At 71.8% G+C, this 16,403-nt stretch carries 17 protein-coding genes, 1 tRNA gene and 1 riboswitch; of the genes, 12 read left to right on the top strand and 6 right to left on the bottom strand.

Going from position 1 to position 16,403, the window contains the following annotated elements; all coding sequences use genetic code 11:
* Nucleotides 1-119: 119 nt before the first annotated feature.
* A complete protein-coding gene (locus FGW37_RS11850; protein WP_179081035.1) occupies nt 120-1,451 on the bottom strand; it encodes a PTS transporter subunit EIIC in 1,332 nt (443 codons plus the stop codon).
* 203 nt (nt 1,452-1,654) lie between these two features.
* Between FGW37_RS11850 and FGW37_RS11845 the strand changes: the two genes are divergently transcribed.
* The 4 genes from FGW37_RS11845 to rdgB all read left to right on the top strand — a co-directional run bounded on the left by FGW37_RS11845 (nt 1,655) and on the right by rdgB (nt 3,887).
* Complete coding sequence (locus tag FGW37_RS11845) at nt 1,655-1,888, top strand: PTS sugar transporter subunit IIB (RefSeq protein WP_030369451.1); 234 nt, start codon at nt 1,655-1,657, stop codon at nt 1,886-1,888.
* Between the two features lie 133 nt (nt 1,889-2,021).
* Complete coding sequence (gene rph, locus FGW37_RS11840) at nt 2,022-2,753, top strand: ribonuclease PH (protein WP_179081034.1); 732 nt, start codon at nt 2,022-2,024, stop codon at nt 2,751-2,753.
* A gap of 109 nt (nt 2,754-2,862) precedes the next feature.
* The gene (locus FGW37_RS11835; protein ID WP_179081033.1) at nt 2,863-3,246 is read left to right on the top strand and encodes a hypothetical protein; all 384 of its coding nucleotides are present in this window, start codon (nt 2,863-2,865) and stop codon (nt 3,244-3,246) included.
* Nucleotides 3,247-3,284: 38 nt separating this feature from the next.
* Nucleotides 3,285-3,887, top strand: a complete 603-nt coding sequence (gene rdgB, locus FGW37_RS11830; RefSeq protein ID WP_179081032.1) for an RdgB/HAM1 family non-canonical purine NTP pyrophosphatase — start codon at nt 3,285-3,287, stop codon at nt 3,885-3,887.
* A 68-nt stretch (nt 3,888-3,955) separates the two neighbouring features.
* On the opposite strand, the gene FGW37_RS11825 is transcribed toward rdgB, so the two are convergent.
* Together FGW37_RS11825 and FGW37_RS11820 are read right to left on the bottom strand one after the other, a co-directional pair.
* Nucleotides 3,956-4,039, bottom strand: a tRNA-Leu gene (locus FGW37_RS11825).
* A gap of 116 nt (nt 4,040-4,155) precedes the next feature.
* Entirely contained in the window at nt 4,156-5,631 is a 1,476-nt protein-coding gene (locus tag FGW37_RS11820; protein ID WP_179081031.1) for an MFS transporter, read from the bottom strand.
* Nucleotides 5,632-5,862: 231 nt separating this feature from the next.
* On the opposite strand from FGW37_RS11820, the gene FGW37_RS11815 reads away from it, so the two are divergent.
* Together FGW37_RS11815 and FGW37_RS11810 are read left to right on the top strand one after the other, a co-directional pair.
* The gene (locus tag FGW37_RS11815) at nt 5,863-6,393 is read left to right on the top strand and encodes a hypothetical protein (RefSeq protein WP_179081030.1); all 531 of its coding nucleotides are present in this window, start codon (nt 5,863-5,865) and stop codon (nt 6,391-6,393) included.
* The gene (locus FGW37_RS11810) at nt 6,393-7,634 is read left to right on the top strand and encodes a sensor histidine kinase (protein ID WP_179081029.1); all 1,242 of its coding nucleotides are present in this window, start codon (nt 6,393-6,395) and stop codon (nt 7,632-7,634) included. The genes FGW37_RS11815 and FGW37_RS11810 overlap by 1 nt, the downstream gene beginning before the upstream one ends.
* A 64-nt stretch (nt 7,635-7,698) precedes the next feature.
* Here FGW37_RS11810 and bcp read toward each other — a convergent pair whose 3' ends face one another.
* Entirely contained in the window at nt 7,699-8,166 is a 468-nt protein-coding gene (bcp, locus tag FGW37_RS11805) for a thioredoxin-dependent thiol peroxidase (RefSeq protein ID WP_179081028.1), read from the bottom strand.
* A 175-nt stretch (nt 8,167-8,341) separates the two neighbouring features.
* Between bcp and FGW37_RS11800 the strand changes: the two genes are divergently transcribed.
* The 3 genes from FGW37_RS11800 (at nt 8,342) to FGW37_RS11790 (ending at nt 9,491) form a co-directional block, all read left to right on the top strand.
* On the top strand, nt 8,342-8,662 hold the full coding sequence (locus FGW37_RS11800) for a DUF3618 domain-containing protein (RefSeq protein WP_179081027.1): 321 nt from the start codon (nt 8,342-8,344) through the stop codon (nt 8,660-8,662).
* A 103-nt stretch (nt 8,663-8,765) separates the two neighbouring features.
* Entirely contained in the window at nt 8,766-9,068 is a 303-nt protein-coding gene (locus tag FGW37_RS11795; protein ID WP_052393151.1) for a GroES family chaperonin, read from the top strand.
* Between the two features lie 11 nt (nt 9,069-9,079).
* Nucleotides 9,080-9,140, top strand: a riboswitch (guanidine-III (ykkC-III) riboswitch).
* Nucleotides 9,141-9,170: 30 nt separating this feature from the next.
* Complete coding sequence (locus FGW37_RS11790) at nt 9,171-9,491, top strand: DMT family transporter (RefSeq protein WP_179081026.1); 321 nt, start codon at nt 9,171-9,173, stop codon at nt 9,489-9,491.
* Between the two features lie 63 nt (nt 9,492-9,554).
* Here FGW37_RS11790 and FGW37_RS11785 read toward each other — a convergent pair whose 3' ends face one another.
* Nucleotides 9,555-11,918, bottom strand: a complete 2,364-nt coding sequence (locus FGW37_RS11785; RefSeq protein ID WP_179081025.1) for a transglycosylase domain-containing protein — start codon at nt 11,916-11,918, stop codon at nt 9,555-9,557.
* A 344-nt stretch (nt 11,919-12,262) separates the two neighbouring features.
* Between FGW37_RS11785 and FGW37_RS11780 the strand changes: the two genes are divergently transcribed.
* Complete coding sequence (locus FGW37_RS11780) at nt 12,263-12,931, top strand: DUF1707 SHOCT-like domain-containing protein (RefSeq protein WP_179081024.1); 669 nt, start codon at nt 12,263-12,265, stop codon at nt 12,929-12,931.
* 63 nt (nt 12,932-12,994) lie between these two features.
* On the opposite strand, the gene FGW37_RS11775 is transcribed toward FGW37_RS11780, so the two are convergent.
* Nucleotides 12,995-14,320 (bottom strand): SGNH/GDSL hydrolase family protein, encoded by a 1,326-nt coding sequence (locus FGW37_RS11775; RefSeq protein ID WP_179081023.1) that lies wholly within the window; start codon nt 14,318-14,320, stop codon nt 12,995-12,997.
* Between the two features lie 313 nt (nt 14,321-14,633).
* Here FGW37_RS11775 and FGW37_RS11770 point away from each other — a divergent pair, with 313 nt between their 5' ends.
* Both FGW37_RS11770 and FGW37_RS11765 read left to right on the top strand, forming a co-directional pair.
* A complete protein-coding gene (locus FGW37_RS11770) occupies nt 14,634-15,914 on the top strand; it encodes a DUF445 domain-containing protein (RefSeq protein ID WP_246430770.1) in 1,281 nt (426 codons plus the stop codon).
* Nucleotides 15,915-16,178: 264 nt separating this feature from the next.
* The gene (locus tag FGW37_RS11765) at nt 16,179-16,376 is read left to right on the top strand and encodes a DUF3311 domain-containing protein (protein ID WP_246430361.1); all 198 of its coding nucleotides are present in this window, start codon (nt 16,179-16,181) and stop codon (nt 16,374-16,376) included.
* Nucleotides 16,377-16,403: the final 27 nt, after the last annotated feature.

The following is a 16,403-nucleotide window of genomic DNA, read 5'->3' as shown; positions in this document are numbered from 1 at the left end:
CGGCGCACGGAAAAGCCCCCGGACCGGGTGGTCTCCGGGGGCTCTCGCGGTGACGGGCTGCGATTAGTCCTGCACGTCGGCGCGGCTCCTCACGCGCCCGCTACTCCTTCACGTTCCCGCTACTCCTTCACGTTCCCGCGCTCGATCTCCTCCGCGAGCTCTTCCGGCTCACGCCCCGGAGTCGGCAGGTCGAACTTCGTAATCGCGAACCGGAAAATCGCGTAGTAGACGACGGCGAAGCACAGCCCGATCGGAATGATCAGCCACGGCTTGGTCGCCAGCCCCCAGTTGATCACGTAGTCGATCAGGCCCGCCGAGAAGCTGAACCCGTCGTGCACCCCCAGCCCCCAGCTCACCGCCATCGACACGCCCGTCAGCAGCGCGTGCACCGCGTACAGCAGCGGCGCGATAAAGAGGAACGAGTACTCGATGGGCTCGGTGATGCCCGTGACGAACGACGTCAGGCCCACCGAGAGCATCATGCCCGCCACCGCCTTGCGCCGGTGCGGCTTCGCGCAGTGCGCGATCGCCAGCGCAGCCGCCGGCAGCGCGAACATCATGATGGGGAAGAAGCCCGTCGTGAACTGGCCGGCGTCCGGGTCGCCCGCCAGGAAGCGGTTGATGTCGCCGTGCACCACCGTGCCGTCCGGCTTCGTGTAGTCGCCGAACTGGAACCACATGAACGTGTTGAGGAACTGGTGCAGGCCCACCACCAGCAGCGCCCGGTTCGCGACGCCGAAGACGCCGGCCCCCGCCGACCCCAGGTCCGACAGCCACTTGCTGAAGCTCGTCAGCGCGTCGCCCACCGGCGGCCAGACGAACAGGCAGACCACCGCGAACAGCAGCGCCACGAACGACATCAGGATCGGCACCAGCCGCCGCCCGTTGAAGAAGCCCAGCCAGTCCACCAGCCGCACCCGGTGGAAGCGCATCCAGAACCACGCACTGAGCAGACCGATCACGATGCCGCCGAAGACCCCCGGGTTCTGGAAGCTCGCCGGCGCCGCCGTGCCGCCCGTCGAGACGCACACCCCGCTCCACAGCCCCGCCCCGCCGAACGTCGCCTCCCGCGGGCAGTCCTCCGGGAACTGGTGCAGCACCGAGAAGTAGACGAGGAAGGCCACCACCGCGGCCAGCGCCGTCGAGCCGTCCGCCTTCTTCGCCATGCCGATCGCCACGCCCACGCAGAACAGCAGCGGCAGGCCGAGCGCCGAGTCCAGCAGGGCGCCGCCCGCGCCCGCGAAGACCTTCGCCACGTCCGTCCAGCCCAGCCCGTCCTTGCCGAAGACGTCCGGCTGGCCGAGCCGGTTCAGGATGCCGGCGGCCGGGAGCACCGCGATCGGCAGCTGGAGGCTGCGGCCCATCTTCTGCAGGTTCGAGAAGAGGGTCTGCCGGCGCGCCCGCCAGGGGCTCTGCCGCGGTGCCGGTGCCGCCGTGGCGTCCGTGCTCATCTGCGTCCTCCCGACCGCCGCCCCGGCGACGGTCCACTCGGTGTGTGCCGCATACTGGTGTAGACCACTTATGCGGGGTGGTGGGTGAGGCCATCATTTGCCGGATGGCGGACATCTGCCCGCATAGTTGGGCTGAACGTGGTTTACCGTGTGGAAGCCGGTCGGTGGTACCGCCGAAGGGCCGAAGACAACCAGGAGTGCACATGGCCAGCAAGGCTGAGAAGATCGTCGCCGGCCTCGGCGGCATCGACAACATCGAGGAGATCGAGGGCTGCATCACCCGTCTCCGCACCGAGGTCGCCGACCCGGAGCTGGTCGACGAGGCCGCCCTCAAGGCCGCCGGCGCACACGGCGTCGTCAAGATGGGCACCGCCATCCAGGTCGTCATCGGCACCGACGCCGACCCGATCGCCGGTGAGATCGAAGACATGATGTGAGCCGCTGAGGCTCCCGCCGCAGGGCCCCGCCCCGGATCGAGCGCGACGCCGCATGCGACGTCGCCCAGCGCGACGCCGCTGCGAACCGGAACGGGGCCCTTCGCGCTCCCCCGATGCCAGTAGGCTCATCACCATGTCTCGCATCGACGGCCGCACGCCCGACCAGCTCCGCCCCGTGACCATCCAGCGCGGCTGGAGCAAGCACGCCGAGGGCTCCGTCCTCATCTCCTTCGGCGACACCAAGGTCTTCTGCACCGCCAGCGTCACCGAGGGCGTCCCCCGCTGGCGCAAGGGCTCCGGCGAGGGCTGGGTCACCGCCGAATACTCGATGCTGCCCCGCTCCACCAACACCCGCGGCGACCGCGAGGCCGTCCGCGGCAAGATCGGCGGCCGCACCCACGAGATCTCCCGCCTCATCGGCCGCTCCCTGCGCGCCGTCATCGACTTCAAGGCCCTCGGCGAGAACACCATCGTCCTGGACTGCGACGTCCTCCAGGCCGACGGCGGCACCCGCACCGCCGCCATCACCGGCGCCTACGTCGCCCTCGCCGACGCCATCACCTGGGCCCAGGGCAAGAAGCTCGTCAAGCACGGCCGGCAGCCCCTCACCGGCACGGTCAGCGCGGTCAGCGTCGGCATCGTCGACGGTGTCCCCCTCCTCGACCTCTGCTACGAAGAGGACGTCCGCGCCGAGACCGACATGAACGTCGTCTGCACGGGCGACGGCCGCTTCGTCGAGGTCCAGGGCACCGCCGAGGCCGAGCCCTTCGCCCGCGAAGAGCTCAACGCCATCCTCGACCTCGCCGTCACGGGCTGCACCGCACTCGACGCCGCCCAGCGCGAGGCACTCGCGGCGACGCTGTAAGCAACCGCCGGAGGGATCGGGAGCGTTCCTACGGGCGTACGGCCGGAAAACCGGGCGTACGCCCGTAGCAGTCCTCACCGGGGACGGTTCTCACAGGGGAGGGGCCCACATGCCCGCACGCAAGGCAGCACTGGCACTGGCCGCCGCAGCACTCGTCGCCGTACCGCTGGCGGCCGGCTGCTCCACCGCCCAGAAGGCGGTGGACTGCGCCCGCCTCGGCATCGAGATATCGAACGATGTCGACGACCTCCAGCGCAGCGTCACCGACGCGGCCACCGACACCGGCAACGCGGGCAAGATCCTCGACAACCTCGAGAAGGACACGAAGAAGCTCAAGGACAAGACGAGCAACGTCGACGTCGCCAAGGCCCTCGACCACCTCCAGAAGGCCGCCGGGAACGTCCGCGACGCCCTGCGGGACGACAAGACCCCGGACCTCACACCGCTGACGGACGCGGCGGGAGAGCTGTCGAAGGTGTGCACGTCGAAGTAGCCGGGGGAGGGCGCAGGAGCAGCGCGATAATCAACCCCATGAAGCGCCTGATCCTCGCCACCCGCAACGCCAACAAGGTCACCGAGCTCCGCGCCATCCTGGAGGCGGCCGGCCTCGACGTCGAACTCGTCGGCGCCGACGCCTACCCCGAGATCCCGGACGTCAAGGAGACCGGCGTCACCTTCGCCGAGAACGCCCTCCTCAAGGCCCACGCCCTCGCCCGGGCCACCGGCTTCCCGGCCGTCGCCGACGACTCCGGCCTGTGCGTCGACGTCCTGGGCGGCGCCCCCGGCATCTTCTCCGCCCGCTGGGCCGGCCGCCACGGCAACGACAAGGCCAACCTCGACCTCCTCCTCGCCCAGCTCGGCGACATCGCCGACGAACACCGCGGCGCCCACTTCGCCTGCGCCGCGGCCCTGGCCCTGCCCGACGGCACGGAACGCGTGGTCGAAGGCCGCCTGGAAGGCACCCTCCGCCACGAACCGGCGGGCGGCGGCGGCTTCGGCTACGACCCGATCCTCCAGCCCCACGGCGAAACCCGCACCTGCGCCGAACTGACGGCGGACGAGAAGAACGCGATCAGCCACCGGGGAAAGGCGTTCCGGGGACTGGTGCCGGTGGTTCGGGAGCTGCTGGGCTGACCGTACGCCGCTGGGCTGGCGTACGCCGAAGGGCCGTCCTGCCGGAGCGGGACGGCCCTTGGTGTCTGTGCGGCCGGAGGGACTCGAACCCTCACGGGTGTTACCCCACTGGGACCTAAACCCAGCGTGACTGCCAATTCCACCACGGCCGCAAGGTGCTGACCATGCTATCGGGCCGGCCGCCGGCCCTGCAGGCGGATCGGGCCGAGCCCGCCGGACCGGCCGCCGGGCGGCGGTTCCGGCCCGGCGGCCCGGACCCTTCGAACCGTCAGAACTTCGGTTCGGGGGACTGGGAGGTGACTATTTCTTCCGCTTCCTCCTTCGTCGCCACCGCCGGCGGTGAGCCCTCCAGTGGCTGACGGGCCGTTTCCCGCATGAAGGCGACGGCGACCATGCCGATCAGGGCCGCGCCCGCCGTGTAGAACGCCGGCATCATGTCGCTGCCCGTGGCGTGGATCAGGGCCGTGATCACCAGGGGGGTGGTGCCGCCGAAGAGGGACGTGGAGATGTTGTAGCCGATGGCCAGGGAGCCGTAGCGGACGTGGGTGGGGAAGAGGGCGGGGAGGACGGCGGACATGGTGCCGAGGAGGCACACCAGGGGCAGGCCGAGCATCAGCATGCCGCCGAGGACCGCCGCGAGGCCGCCCTGCTTGAGCAGCAGGAACGCCGGTGCCGACAGGACGACGAAGCCGCCCAGGCCCGCCATCAGCAGCGGTTTGCGGCCGATCCGGTCGCTGAGCCGGCCCACGCAGGTGATGACGGCCATCAGCAGGATCATCGTCGCGATGAGGATCAGCAGGCCGTGCGTGTCGTCATAGCCGAGCTGATCGGTGAGGTACGTCGGCATGTACGACAGCAGCATGTAGTCGGTGATGCCGTACGCCCCGGCCAGGACGATGCACAGCAGCAGCCGCGCCCACTGCGCGGTGAAGATCTCCTTGAGTTCGGTGCCGCCGCTCTCCTCGTCCTCCTCCAGCTTCTGGAAGGCGGGGGTGTCCTCCAGCCTCATCCGCAGGTAGAGGCCGACGAGGCCGAGCGGGCCGGCGACGAGGAAGGGGATGCGCCAGCCCCAGTCGGTCATCGCGTCGCCGCCGAGCGTCGTGGTCATGGCGGTGACGAGGCCGGCCGCGCCGACGTAGCCGGCGAGGGTGCCGAATTCGAGGAAGCTGCCGAAGTAGCCGCGGCGCTTGTCGGGCGCGTACTCGGCGATGAAGGTCGCGGCACCCCCGTACTCGCCGCCGGTGGAGAAGCCCTGCAGCATCCGGAAGCAGATCAGCAGCACCGGTGACCAGAAACCGATGGCCGCGTACGACGGGATGAGGCCGATGGCGAAGGTGCCGGAGGCCATCAGCACCATCGTCAGGGCCAGGACGCGCTTGCGGCCGACCCGGTCGCCGAGCGGGCCGAAGAACATGCCGCCGAGGGGCCGGACGAGGAAGGCCACGGCGAAGGTCGCGAGCGAGGACAGCAGGCGCACCGTGTCGTTGCCGGAGGGGAAGAAGACATCCCCGAGGGTGACGGCGAGGTAGCTGTAGATGCCGAAGTCGAACCACTCCATGGCATTGCCGAGCGCCGCCGCCTTGACCGCCCGTCTGACCGTGCGCTCGTCCGTGACGGTGATGTCCGTGCGCCGCAGCCGCGGGTTGCGGCGGCGGGCGACGGCCCGGAACAGGGCCGGGTGTCGTCTGACGGCGGCCGGGTCGTGTCCGGCGTTCCCGGCCTCGGTGCTACTGCCGTTGGGCACGGCTCGGCCCCCTCACGCTTGCGCGGCGATGTGTACGGGCCTGCGTCTGCGCGCTGTGCCGCGGCTCAAACCGGTGCGCCTGCCGATAGGGAGATTGGTCACGCCCGGCGCCCGGCACGCCCCGGAAGCTGATATAGGCATGAAGGGAACGCGCGGCCCGATTTCACCGTCCCTCACAGCGGGGACGTTCAGCCGGACCCACGAACACCGGAAAGACCAGAGAGAGGGCCGATGGCCGACCGTGTTGCGCCCCGTCGCCCCGGCATGCGCACCGCCCTGGCGATCTTCGCGGCGGTGACGGTGCTCGCGCTCGGCGGCGTGTGGTTCAGCCAGGCCGAGGACCGGTCGGGCACGGTCGCCGACGCCCCGAAGACGGCGGCCGCGCAGAAGGCCCGTCCCGCGCGGGACACGCCGGAGGCGACGCCGGAGACGCCGGCGCCGCGGGAGATGCCGGGCGTGCGCGAGTGCGGCGTCGGCAGACCGGTCGTGGAGCCGAAGATCATCACGCTGAACTGCTCGAACGCCGGGGTGGTGGCCAGCGACATCAAGTGGGACTCGTTCTCCGCGGACGGCGCGGACGGCTCCGGCGTGGTGCTGGTCTCGGGCGCGGCCGGCGGCGGTTCCCCGGCCTCCTTCCCGGCGCGGCTGCGGCTGTACGACGTCACGAAGGTCGACGGGATGATGGCCTTCACGGGCATCGAGGTCAGCTACACGGGCGCCACCCCCCATGCGAAGGCGAAAGAGGTGTACACGATCGCGTGATGGGTATCCGTGGCCGGATCGCCCTCGCGATCTCCTTCGTCACCGCGCTCGCCGTCGTGGTGCTGGGGCTGGCCGTGCATCACATCTCCGCGGCGGAGCGCGACCGGCAGGCCCAGGCCTACCAGGACGACCTGCTGAGTTCGGCGGTGCAGATCTACCAGCGCGACAGCACGCTCGCGCTGGGCGCCCAACTGGACGACGCGGCGCTGCCGTTCCCGCTGGCGCAGGCCGTGGCGCGGGGCCGCTCGGGCACGTACATCAGCGACGGGGACGACCCGCGGGTGTGGGCGGCGACGGCGGTCGGCGGCGACAAGGTGCTGTCGGTGTCGGCGCCTTACCCGGACCGGGACCCGCTGATGACCGCGCTGGACAAGGCGCTGCTGGTGGCGGGCGCGGCGACGGTGGCGCTGATGGCGGTCGTCGCCTGGTTCGTGGCGCAGAGCCTGTCGCGGCGGCTGCGGCTGAGCGCGGCCGCGGCCCGTCGGATCGCGGCGGGCGAGCCGCCGGACGCGGAGGCGCTGGCGGCGGGCGGCCGGGACGAGGTCGCGGAGCTGGGCCGCTCCGTGCACCACATGGCGACGTCGCTGGCGGCGCGCGTGGAGGCGGAGCGGGAGTTCACGGCGGACGTGGCGCACGAGCTGCGGACGCCGGTGGCGGGGCTCGTGGCGTCGGCGGAGCTGCTGCCGCACCCGCGGGCGGTGGAGATGGTGCGCGAGCGCGCGCAGACCATGCGGGTGCTGGTGGAGGACCTGCTGGAGGTCTCCCGGCTGGACGCCGGCCGGGAGCGCGCCCAGCTGGACGCGGTCGAGCTGCCGTCGCTGGTGCGCGGGATCGTCAAGCGGGCGCGGGGCCAGCGCGGGGTCGACGACGTGGCGGTCGAGGTGGTCGGTGAGGGCCGCATCGTGGCGACCGACGCCCGCCGCGTGGAGCGCATCCTGGTGAACATCCTGGCCAACGCGGCGAAGCACGGGAAGCCGCCGATCGAGGTCACGGTGGAGGGCACGCGGATCCTGGTGCGCGACCACGGTGACGGCTATCCGCCGGACCTGGTGGACCAGGGGCCGCGCCGGTTCCGCACGGCGGCGCCGGAGCGCGGCACGGGGCACGGCCTGGGGCTGACGATCGCGGTGGGCCAGGCGGTGGTGCTGGGGGCGCGGCTGGAGTTCGGCACGGCGCCGGGCGGGGGCGCGCAGGCGATCCTGGACCTTCCGGAGGCGGAGTCTCCGGCGGAGGGCGAGTGACGACCGGTCCCGCTCGGATTCGGGTGGGCTCGGCGAGATCCGAGCAGGACCGGTTGCCTGTCAGCTACAGGCCCAGGTCCTTGATGATCTTCGCTACGTGGCCCGTGGCCTTCACGTTGTAGAGCGCACGCTCCACCTTGCCGTCCTCGTCGACGATCACCGTCGAGCGGATCACCCCGGTGACGGTCTTCCCGTACAGCTTCTTCTCGCCGAAGGCGCCGTACGCCTCCAGCACCTTCTTCTCCGGGTCGCCGACGAGCGTGACCTCAAGGCTCTCCTTCTCGCGGAACTTCGCGAGCTTCTCCGGCTTGTCGGGGGAGACGCCGATCACGTCGTAGCCGTGGCCGGCGAGGAAGCCGAGGTTGTCGGTGAAGTCGCAGGCCTGCTTGGTGCAGCCGGGGGTGAGGGCGGCGGGGTAGAAGTAGACGATCACCTTGCGGCCCTTGCGGTCCGCGAGCGAGACCGGGTTGCCGTCGGCGTCGGGAAGGGTGAAGGCGGGGGCGGTGTCGCCGGGCTGCAGTCGCTCGCTCATGGCTCTCCTCGGGGCGGTGGCCGGTCGCCGGCCACGGGTCGTCTTCCGGTCGGCTTCGGGTCCCGAGCGTAGTCACCGGCCCGATCGGGGGTGCCGCGGGGCACGGGGTCCGGCGAGCTGACAGACTGTCGTCATCACTCATCATCACTCTTATCGAGACGACGGAGGCAGCGCGGTGTCGGATGCCAGGACCCCTGCGCAGATCGAGGCGGACATCGCCCGCAGGCGGAACGAGCTCGCCGTGACGCTCGACGAGATCGGCGTGCGGATGCACCCGAGCACGATCGTGGGCGACGCGAAGGCGAAGGTCGCCGCGAAGGTGGACCACACCGCGGGCCGTGCCTGCGCGGCGGCGCACCGGCTGGTGTCGGACGCGAAGGCGCGCTTCACCACGGAGGAGGGCGCTCCGCGGCTGGAGCGGATCGTGCCGGTGGCGATGGTCGCGGTGGGCGTGCTCGGGCTGATCGCCGTGTCGTCGCGGCGCCGCGGGGCGTAGGTCACATCCGCGGATCCGTGATCTGTGGCCGCGGGGCCGGGCGGGGGCGGGTACGGTCGTCTGCGTGAGTACGAACACCACCCACGACAAGCTGCCCATCCGGATGCTGCACGATCGCGTGCTGGTCCGGACCGATATCCCGGAGGGCGAGCGCCGGTCCTCCGGCGGCATCGTCATTCCCGCGACGGCGGCGGTGGGCCGCCGGCTGGCCTGGGCCGAGGTCGTGGCGGTCGGGCAGAGCGTGCGCACGGTGGAGCCGGGCGACCGGGTGCTGTACGACCCCGAGGACCGTGCCGAGGTGGAGGTCCGGGGCGTGGCGTACGTGCTGATGCGCGAGCGCGATCTGCACGCCGTGGCCGCGGAGCGGCTGGAGGGCGCGGAGGACTCCACGGGCCTCTACCTGTAGTACGCCCCTTTTGGTACGGTTGTCCGAACCCGACGAGACGCGCCGTACCGGGTCAGGACAAGACGACGCACCCCTGGAAGCTCTCATCCCGGAGGTGCCGTCATGGCATGGATCCTGCTCGCCGTCGCCGGTCTGCTCGAGGTCGGCTGGTCGATCGGCATGAAGTTCACCGAAGGGTTCACCCGGCTGTGGCCGAGCGTGTTCACCATCGCGGGTATCGCCGCCAGCATGCTGCTGCTGTCGCAGGCGGCGAAGTCCCTCCCCATCGGTACGGCCTACGGCGTGTGGGTCGGCATCGGCGCGGCCGGTGCGGCGGTCCTGGGCATGCTGGTCCTGGGCGAGCCGGCCACGGCCGCGCGGATCTTCTTCATTGTGTTGCTGCTGGTGGCCGTGGTGGGCTTGAAGGCGACCTCGGGCCACTGACCGGCCGGCCCCGGCCGCGGCCCCGGCCGCCGCTCGTCACCGCCCGCCCCCGGCCGTCGCTCGTCAGTAGTCGCCCAGCAGGTCCCGGTCCAGGCCGCCGACCCCGTGCCCGTCCTTCGGCTCGTTCGGGATGAACGTGGGGATCCCCGGCAGCGACGGCGGCGACGGCGGCCCCGTCGGGAAGCCCGGCGGCGGCCCGGTCGGCGGCAGCGGCGGGAACGTCGGCGGTACCGGCACCGTGGGCGGCGCCGGCGGTGTGGGCGGCGCGGAGGTCTCCGGCGGCGCCGAGGTGACCGGCGGCTCCAGGGTCGGGATGCGGGCGCCGCTCTCCAGCTCCAGGTCGAAGTCCTTGACCGGGGTGCCCGCGAGGGCGGCGGCGGTGTAGGCGGCCCAGATGTCGGCGGGGAAGCCGCCGCCGTTGATGCGGGCCTGCCCGGCGGCCCCGTAGAGGGACTTGTGCTCGCCGGTGTCGGAGTCCTGGCCCATCACGGCGACGACCGTCGCGAGGTCGGGGGTGTAGCCCGCGAACCACGCGGCCTTGTCGTCCTCGGCGGTGCCGGTCTTGCCCGCCGCGGGCCGCCCCGCGGCCTGCGCCCCGCGGCCGGTGCCGTTCTCGACGACGCTCTCCAGGATCGAGGTGGTGGTGTCGGCCGCCGTGCGCGTCACGGCCTGCTTCACGTCCTTGCCCGGCAGCGGGACGATCTCGGCGCCCTTGGAGACCTTGTCGACCAGGGTGTACGCGCCGTGCCGCCCGTGGTTGGCGAGCGTCGCGTACGCCTGGGTCATGTCCAGGACGCTGGCGTTGGCGACGCCGAGTGCGATGGAGGGGGTGGGGGTCAGGTCGGGGGTGTTCTCGGGGATACCGAGGGCGACGGCGGTGTCCTTGACCTTGGCCGGGCCGACGTCCTGGGCCATCTGGGCGTAGACGGCGTTGACGGACAGGTCGGTGGCCTTGGTGACGGTGATCCGCCCGTAGGAGATGTCGTCCTCGTTGGCGGGGGCGTAGCCGACGGGCCCGCCCGGCCCCTGCACGGGGCGCTTGTTCGTGCCGTCGTAGAGCGTGTAGGGGGTGATGGTGCGCCCGTCCTGCGTGGACGCGTCGTCGGCGACCGCCGCGGTGAAGACGAACGGCTTGAAGGTGGAGCCGACCTGGAAGTCGCGGCGGGTGGCGTTGTTGACGAACTGCTTGGTGTAATCGATGCCGCCGTAGAGGGCGACGACCCGGCCCGTGCGCGGGTCGATGGAGGCGCCGCCGGCCCGTACGTACCGGTCGACCGTGCGGTTGTCGCTGAGCTCGTCCATCAGCTGCTTCTGCACGGCGTTGACGAAGGCGTTCTGCTTCTTCTTCTCGACGGTCGTGGTGATGCGGTAGCCGCCGCGGGCGAGCGTCTGCTCGTCGACGATCTTGTTGCTGGTGAGGTAGTCCTTGACCGCCTCCACCAGATAGCCGCGCTGGCCGGACATGCCCAGGCGCGCCCGCGCCTTGCCGGGCGCGGGGAACTTCATGGCGTTGCGCTCGTCCTGGCTCAGCCACTTCTTCTTGACCATGCCGTCGAGGACGTAGTTCCAGCGGGCCGTGGCGCGCCCCTGGTTCTCGGGGTGGGCGCCGACGTCGTACAGGCTCGGGGCGTTGAGGAGCGTGGCGAGGTAGGCGCCCTCGGCGGTGTTCAGCTTGTCGGAGTCCTTGCCGTAGTACGCCTGGGAGGCGGCCTGGACGCCGTAGGCGTTGCGGCCGAAGTAGCTGGTGTTCAAATAGCCTTCGAGGATGTCGTCCTTGCTCTCCTCGCGGTCCAGCTTGATGGCGATGAAGAATTCCTTCACCTTGCGGCTGATGGTCTGCTCCTGGCCCAGGTAGTAGTTCTTCACGTACTGCTGGGTGATGGTGGAGCCGGACTGCTTGCCCTTTCCGGTGACGGTGTTCCAGGCGGCGCGCAGCATGGCCTCGGGGTTCACGGCGGACTCGGAGTAGAAGTCGCGGTCCTCGGCGGCGAGCACGGCGTGCTGCACGGTGCGGGGCACCTTGCTGAGCGGCACGCTCTCGCGGTTGACCTCGCCGTCGCGCGCCAGCTGGCTGCCGTCGGCGTAGAGGAAGACGTTGCTCTCGGCGACCGCGGCCTGGTTGGCGGCGGGGATCTGCACGAGCATGTAGCCGGCGATGAGGCCGCCCGCGACGAGCAGGACGAGGAACAGGAAGGCGCCCAGCACCATCCGCCAGGTGGGCAGGAGGCGCCGCCAGCCGGTGCGGCGGGGGCGGCGGCCGTTGCCGTTGCCGCCGCCGTTGCCGCCGCCGGGGCGGTCCGGCCGTCCCGGCGTCCCGGGCCGGCCGCCGTGCCCGCCGCGCCCCGGGCCGCCGGTCTCCCTGGGCGCCCAGCCCGCCGGTGCGCCACGGCCGCCCCCGGCGGCCCGCTGTGCGTGCTCGTCGCTCATGTCTGTAGGGACTCCTCGGCCGCCGCCGTTGGTTCGGTCACGGCGGCGCGGTCTCGTGTCGGGCGGTCCGCTGTGCTTCGTACACGTCGTACATCCCGTCGAACACTGTCGCATCATGCGTTCCGCGCCATGGCACGTTCCGCACACCGGGCAGGCCCGGCTCGGCCGTCCGGGCCAGGCGCCGGCCACTCCGGGGGGTGAAATCCGGGGCCGACGCTGCCGAGGTTCAACGACCGGATGCGGTACGAGATGCGCCCCGACGGGGCCGTTGCGGTGAATGTCCCTTCTCGCGCACCTCTCACGCAACGCCCTGAATCGATTCTTCCGCTCGCTACGCTGTTCGTATGATGAGCGAACTTCCTGACATGAGGGCCTCCGACGCGGAGCGGGAGCGCGTGGCCGAGGCCCTGCGCGAAGCCGTCGCCGAGGGCCGGCTGACCATGGAGGAGTTCGAGGAACGGCTGGAAGCGGCCTACCGGGCGCGCACGCACGGCGATCTGGAGCCGCTCGTACGCGACCTGCCGGTCCCCGCCGCCGTCTCCCTCACCAAGCCCGCGGGCGCGACCGCGCCGGCGCAGGGGGACTGGGCGGACCGCATCGGCGGCCCCGCGGGCGGCACGGTGGCCATCGGCGTCATGGGCGGCTTCCAGCGCCGGGGCACCTGGACCGTGCCCCGCCGCTTCACCGCCTTCGCCTTCTGGGGCGGCGGTGAGATCGACCTGCGCGAGGCGCGCTTCGAGGACGGCGAGATCGTCATCCGCTGTATCGCGATCATGGGCGGCATGCAGATCGTCGTGCCGCCGGACCTGGACGTGCACGTCGGCGGCATCGGCATCATGGGCGGCTTCGACGACAAGGCCTCCGGCCCGGGCACCCCGGGCTCGCCGCGGGTGCGCGTCACCGGCTTCGCCTTCTGGGGCGGGGTGGGGGTGGACCGGAAGGTCACGCGGGAGGAGCGCAGGAGGCTCCGCGAGGAGCGGCGCCGGGACAAGAAGAGCCTGCCCGGCGACTGAGGACGGCGACTGAGGGCACCGCCCGGTAGCGCGGCGGGGGTCCGGGGGCCGAGCCCCCGGGTCTCACAGTGCTGCCGCCGCCTGCCCCTTGAGGCTCTCCAGGTCGATCGCCCGCGCCATCGCCTCGTACCCCGCGTCGCTCGGATGCAGGTGGTCTCCGGAGTCGTAAGCCGGGAAGAGCCGCTCAGGGTTTCCCGGGTCCCGCAGCGTCAGGTCGAAGTCCACGACCGCGTCGAAGACGCCGCCGGTACGGATGATCTCGTTGACCCCCTGGCGCGTGATCTCCTGGCGCTCCACCGCGCCCTTGTGGCCGCCGAACGGCATCAGCGTCGAGCCGACCACCCGCAGGCCGCGCGCGTGCGCCCGCTGCACCATCGCGCGCAAGCCGCTCACGATCTGCTGCGGGTCTTGCACCTGCGGCGCGCGCAGGATGTCGTTGATGCCGAGCGCCACGACGACGACGCGGGCGCCGGTCCGGCCGAGCACGTCCCGGTCGAAGCGCGAGAGGCCGCTGGGGTTGTTCGGCACCGGCGCGGCCGAGTTGCTCAGCAGTATGCGGTTGCCGCTGATGCCCTCGTTGAGGACGCCGTAGCGCGGGGCGCCGGGCTCCGTGCGCAGCCGGGCGGCCAGGTAGTCCGTCCAGCGGCGGTTGGCGCCGAGGGTGGAGGACACGCCGTCGGTGATGGAGTCGCCGAGGGCGACGACCGCGCCGTGCGTCTCCTGGGTCCACACGTCCACGGCCGTCAGGTAGCGCCAGTACGGGGTCTTCGTGGTGTACGGCGTGCCGAGCGGCTCCTCGGTGTGGTCGCCGCGCGCGATGAAGGAGTACTGCCGGGCGTGCGGGTGGTAGGTGACCGGGCCGGAGGAGGTCGGCGAGTACGTGGTGACGAGCAGGTCCGCCGCGGCCGGGACGGCCATCCGCACCGGGTCGCTGAGCAGGGAGCCGCCGGCCGGGACGGTGGCGGTCGGCTGCCCGGCGAAGGTCAGGCGCTGCATGCTGCCGGGGACGGCGGCGGGGGAGCCGGAGGCCGCGGCGAGGGCGAGCGAGGCGTGGGTGACGGCGAGCGGCCGGTTGCCGAAGAGGTTGGAGAGCTGGATGCGGGCGCCCTTGCCGCCGATGCTGGTGTGGACCACGTTGCGGACCGACATGCCGGCGACGCCCTTGGCGGGGTTCGCCTCGCCGAAGGCGGGTGCCGTGGCCCAGGAGCCGACCCATTCCCCGGAGGCCGCGGGCTCGGCGGAGGGGTGGGCTTCGTGCCGGCTGGTGACAGCCTGTCCGTCATGACCGCCGACCCCGATGAATATCGCGGTCGAGACGATGATCACCACGGCCGCCAGCGCGGCGAGGACGGCGTAGGCCGTACCGCGGGGCAGGGGTGGCCTGTTCATTGCGGGTGTCTCCTGGAAGAGGCGGAGCGGGCAGCTCCGGGTGCGGAAGCGGAACCGGGGACGGAAAACAGCGACTGATCAGCAACAGCGCCCTCGCGGTCCGATCGCCGTTCCATGATCCCACGGTGGCCTCGGGGGTCGCCCGTCGGCCGATGGGTCACGCAACGTGTCACATGCGACTTGTCAGACGCGGGGAACTCCCGGTCCGTTCCAGGAGTAGGCCGGGTAAGGACAATGCACGGGAAGTCGGCTGGAACGGGTGGTGCGGATGAAACGGTCGCCGAGTGAGGACACGGGTACCGCCGAACGGGTGATGCCCGCTCCGCTGGGCAGTCTCACCTACAGCGCGGCCGACGAGGAGAAACGCCGCGGAGTGCGCCGGATGAAGGCCCTCGCGACGGGACTCCTGCTCGCGGTCGCACTGGTGTACGGGCTTGCGAAGTGGTCCCAGTCGGCGGGCGCGGGGGCCTGGGCCGGCTACGTGGCCGCCGCGGCGGAGGCCGGCATGGTCGGCGCCCTCGCCGACTGGTTCGCCGTCACCGCGCTCTTCCGGCGCCCGATGGGCCTGCCCATCCCGCATACCGCGATCATCCCCACCAAGAAGGATCAGCTCGGTCAGAGCCTCGGCGACTTCGTCGGCGAGAACTTCCTCGCCGGCGAGGTGGTGCGGGTCCGGCTGCGGGCCGTCGGCATCGCCTCCCGCCTCGGCGCCTGGCTCTCCCTCCCCCAGCACGCCGACCGCGTCACCGCCGAGCTGGCCACCGCCGTGCGCGGCGCGCTCACCGTCCTGCGGGACTCCGACGTGCAGGCCGTCGTCGGCGAGGCCATCACCCGGCGCGCCGACGCCGCCGAAGTCGGCCCCGGCATCGGCGCCATGCTGGAGAAGGTCGTCGCGGACGGCGGCCACCGGCGCGTCGTGGACCTCGTGTGCGTCCGCGCGCACGACTGGCTCGTCGCCCACGGCGACTCCGTGATGGAGGCCGTCACCGGGGGCGCGCCCGGGTGGACGCCGCGGTTCGTCGACCGCAAGGTCGGGGAGCGGGTGTACAAGGAACTCCTGCGGTTCGCCGCCGAGATGCGCGACATGCCCGATCACCCGGCGCGCGGCGCCGTCGACCGCTTCCTCGAGGACTTCGCGCGCGACCTGCAGTCCGACACGGATACGCGGGCGCGCATCGAGCGGCTGAAGTCCGACCTGCTGGGGCGGGGCGAGGTGCAGGACATCATCGCCTCCGCGTGGGCCTCGGTGCGCGCCATGATCGTCGCGGCGGCCGAGGACGAGCGGAGCGAGCTGCGGCTGCGGGTGCGGGCCGGGATCCTCTCGCTCGGGGCGCGGATGGCGGGCGACGACCGGTTGCGGGAGAAGGTCGACGGGTGGCTGGAGGACGCGGCGGTCTACGTCGTGACGACGTATCGCGACGAGATCACGTCGCTGATCACGGAGACGGTCGCGGGCTGGGACGCGGAGCACACGTCCCGGAAGATCGAGGCGCACATCGGGCGGGACCTGCAGTTCATCCGCATCAACGGCACGGTGGTGGGGGCGCTGGCGGGGTTGTGCATCTACGGGCTGACGCGGGGGCTGGGGGGCTAGGGGTTGGCGGCTGGGCGGGGGCTGGGGCCGGTGCGTCGGGTGCGGCGCCGGGCCCTCCGGGGCGGGGGTCCGGGGCCGTATATTTACGGGCCCGTGCCCGGCGACGCAGCGGAGCCCCCTGCCGCATCGGGCCCGCAAATACACGTCAGCGCCCCGGACCCCCACCCCTGCGGGCCCGTCGCCTCCTGTTGTCTCCTGTCGCCTCCCGTTGCGCGTCGTCCCTCGCCTGCGGTCTACGGACGTCGGCCCAGTTAGGGTCACCCCGTGTTGAAACGTCCCACCTTGCTGTGGTTGCTCATTCCGTATGTCCTTTTCCTTGGCGTGCTTCCGCTCGTCGACCGGGTGCGGCCTACGGTCCTGGGGCTGCCCTTTTTGTTCTTCTGGTTGCTTGCCGCCACTCTTCTCACCCCCGTCGCCGTCTTCCTCGCCTGGCGGGGCGACCGGAAGCGGGGCCGGGTGTGAACGGCAACGCCGCGGTGGCGACCACCG

Origin of the sequence: Streptomyces rectiverticillatus, from assembly GCF_013394065.1 — a bacterium.
Taxonomy (GTDB): domain Bacteria; phylum Actinomycetota; class Actinomycetes; order Streptomycetales; family Streptomycetaceae; genus Streptomyces; species Streptomyces rectiverticillatus.
The sequence above is the reverse complement of the archived record's forward strand: the minus strand, read 5'-3'. Positions and strand labels throughout refer to the sequence as shown.

Excerpts from the sequence above, each read along its gene's own strand:
- FGW37_RS11850 (WP_179081035.1), bottom strand. The coding sequence starts at position 1,451 with ATGAGCACGGACGCCACGGCGGCACCGGCACCGCGGCAGAGCCCCTGG.
- FGW37_RS11845 (WP_030369451.1), top strand. The coding sequence starts at position 1,655 with ATGGCCAGCAAGGCTGAGAAGATCGTCGCCGGCCTCGGCGGCATCGAC.
- rph (WP_179081034.1), top strand. The coding sequence starts at position 2,022 with ATGTCTCGCATCGACGGCCGCACGCCCGACCAGCTCCGCCCCGTGACC.
- FGW37_RS11835 (WP_179081033.1), top strand. The coding sequence starts at position 2,863 with ATGCCCGCACGCAAGGCAGCACTGGCACTGGCCGCCGCAGCACTCGTC.
- rdgB (WP_179081032.1), top strand. The coding sequence starts at position 3,285 with ATGAAGCGCCTGATCCTCGCCACCCGCAACGCCAACAAGGTCACCGAG.
- FGW37_RS11815 (WP_179081030.1), top strand. The coding sequence starts at position 5,863 with ATGGCCGACCGTGTTGCGCCCCGTCGCCCCGGCATGCGCACCGCCCTG.
- FGW37_RS11810 (WP_179081029.1), top strand. The coding sequence starts at position 6,393 with ATGGGTATCCGTGGCCGGATCGCCCTCGCGATCTCCTTCGTCACCGCG.
- bcp (WP_179081028.1), bottom strand. The coding sequence starts at position 8,166 with ATGAGCGAGCGACTGCAGCCCGGCGACACCGCCCCCGCCTTCACCCTT.
- FGW37_RS11795 (WP_052393151.1), top strand. The coding sequence starts at position 8,766 with ATGCTGCACGATCGCGTGCTGGTCCGGACCGATATCCCGGAGGGCGAG.
- FGW37_RS11790 (WP_179081026.1), top strand. The coding sequence starts at position 9,171 with ATGGCATGGATCCTGCTCGCCGTCGCCGGTCTGCTCGAGGTCGGCTGG.
- FGW37_RS11785 (WP_179081025.1), bottom strand. The coding sequence starts at position 11,918 with ATGAGCGACGAGCACGCACAGCGGGCCGCCGGGGGCGGCCGTGGCGCA.
- FGW37_RS11780 (WP_179081024.1), top strand. The coding sequence starts at position 12,263 with ATGATGAGCGAACTTCCTGACATGAGGGCCTCCGACGCGGAGCGGGAG.
- FGW37_RS11775 (WP_179081023.1), bottom strand. The coding sequence starts at position 14,320 with ATGAACAGGCCACCCCTGCCCCGCGGTACGGCCTACGCCGTCCTCGCC.
- FGW37_RS11770 (WP_246430770.1), top strand. The coding sequence starts at position 14,634 with ATGCCCGCTCCGCTGGGCAGTCTCACCTACAGCGCGGCCGACGAGGAG.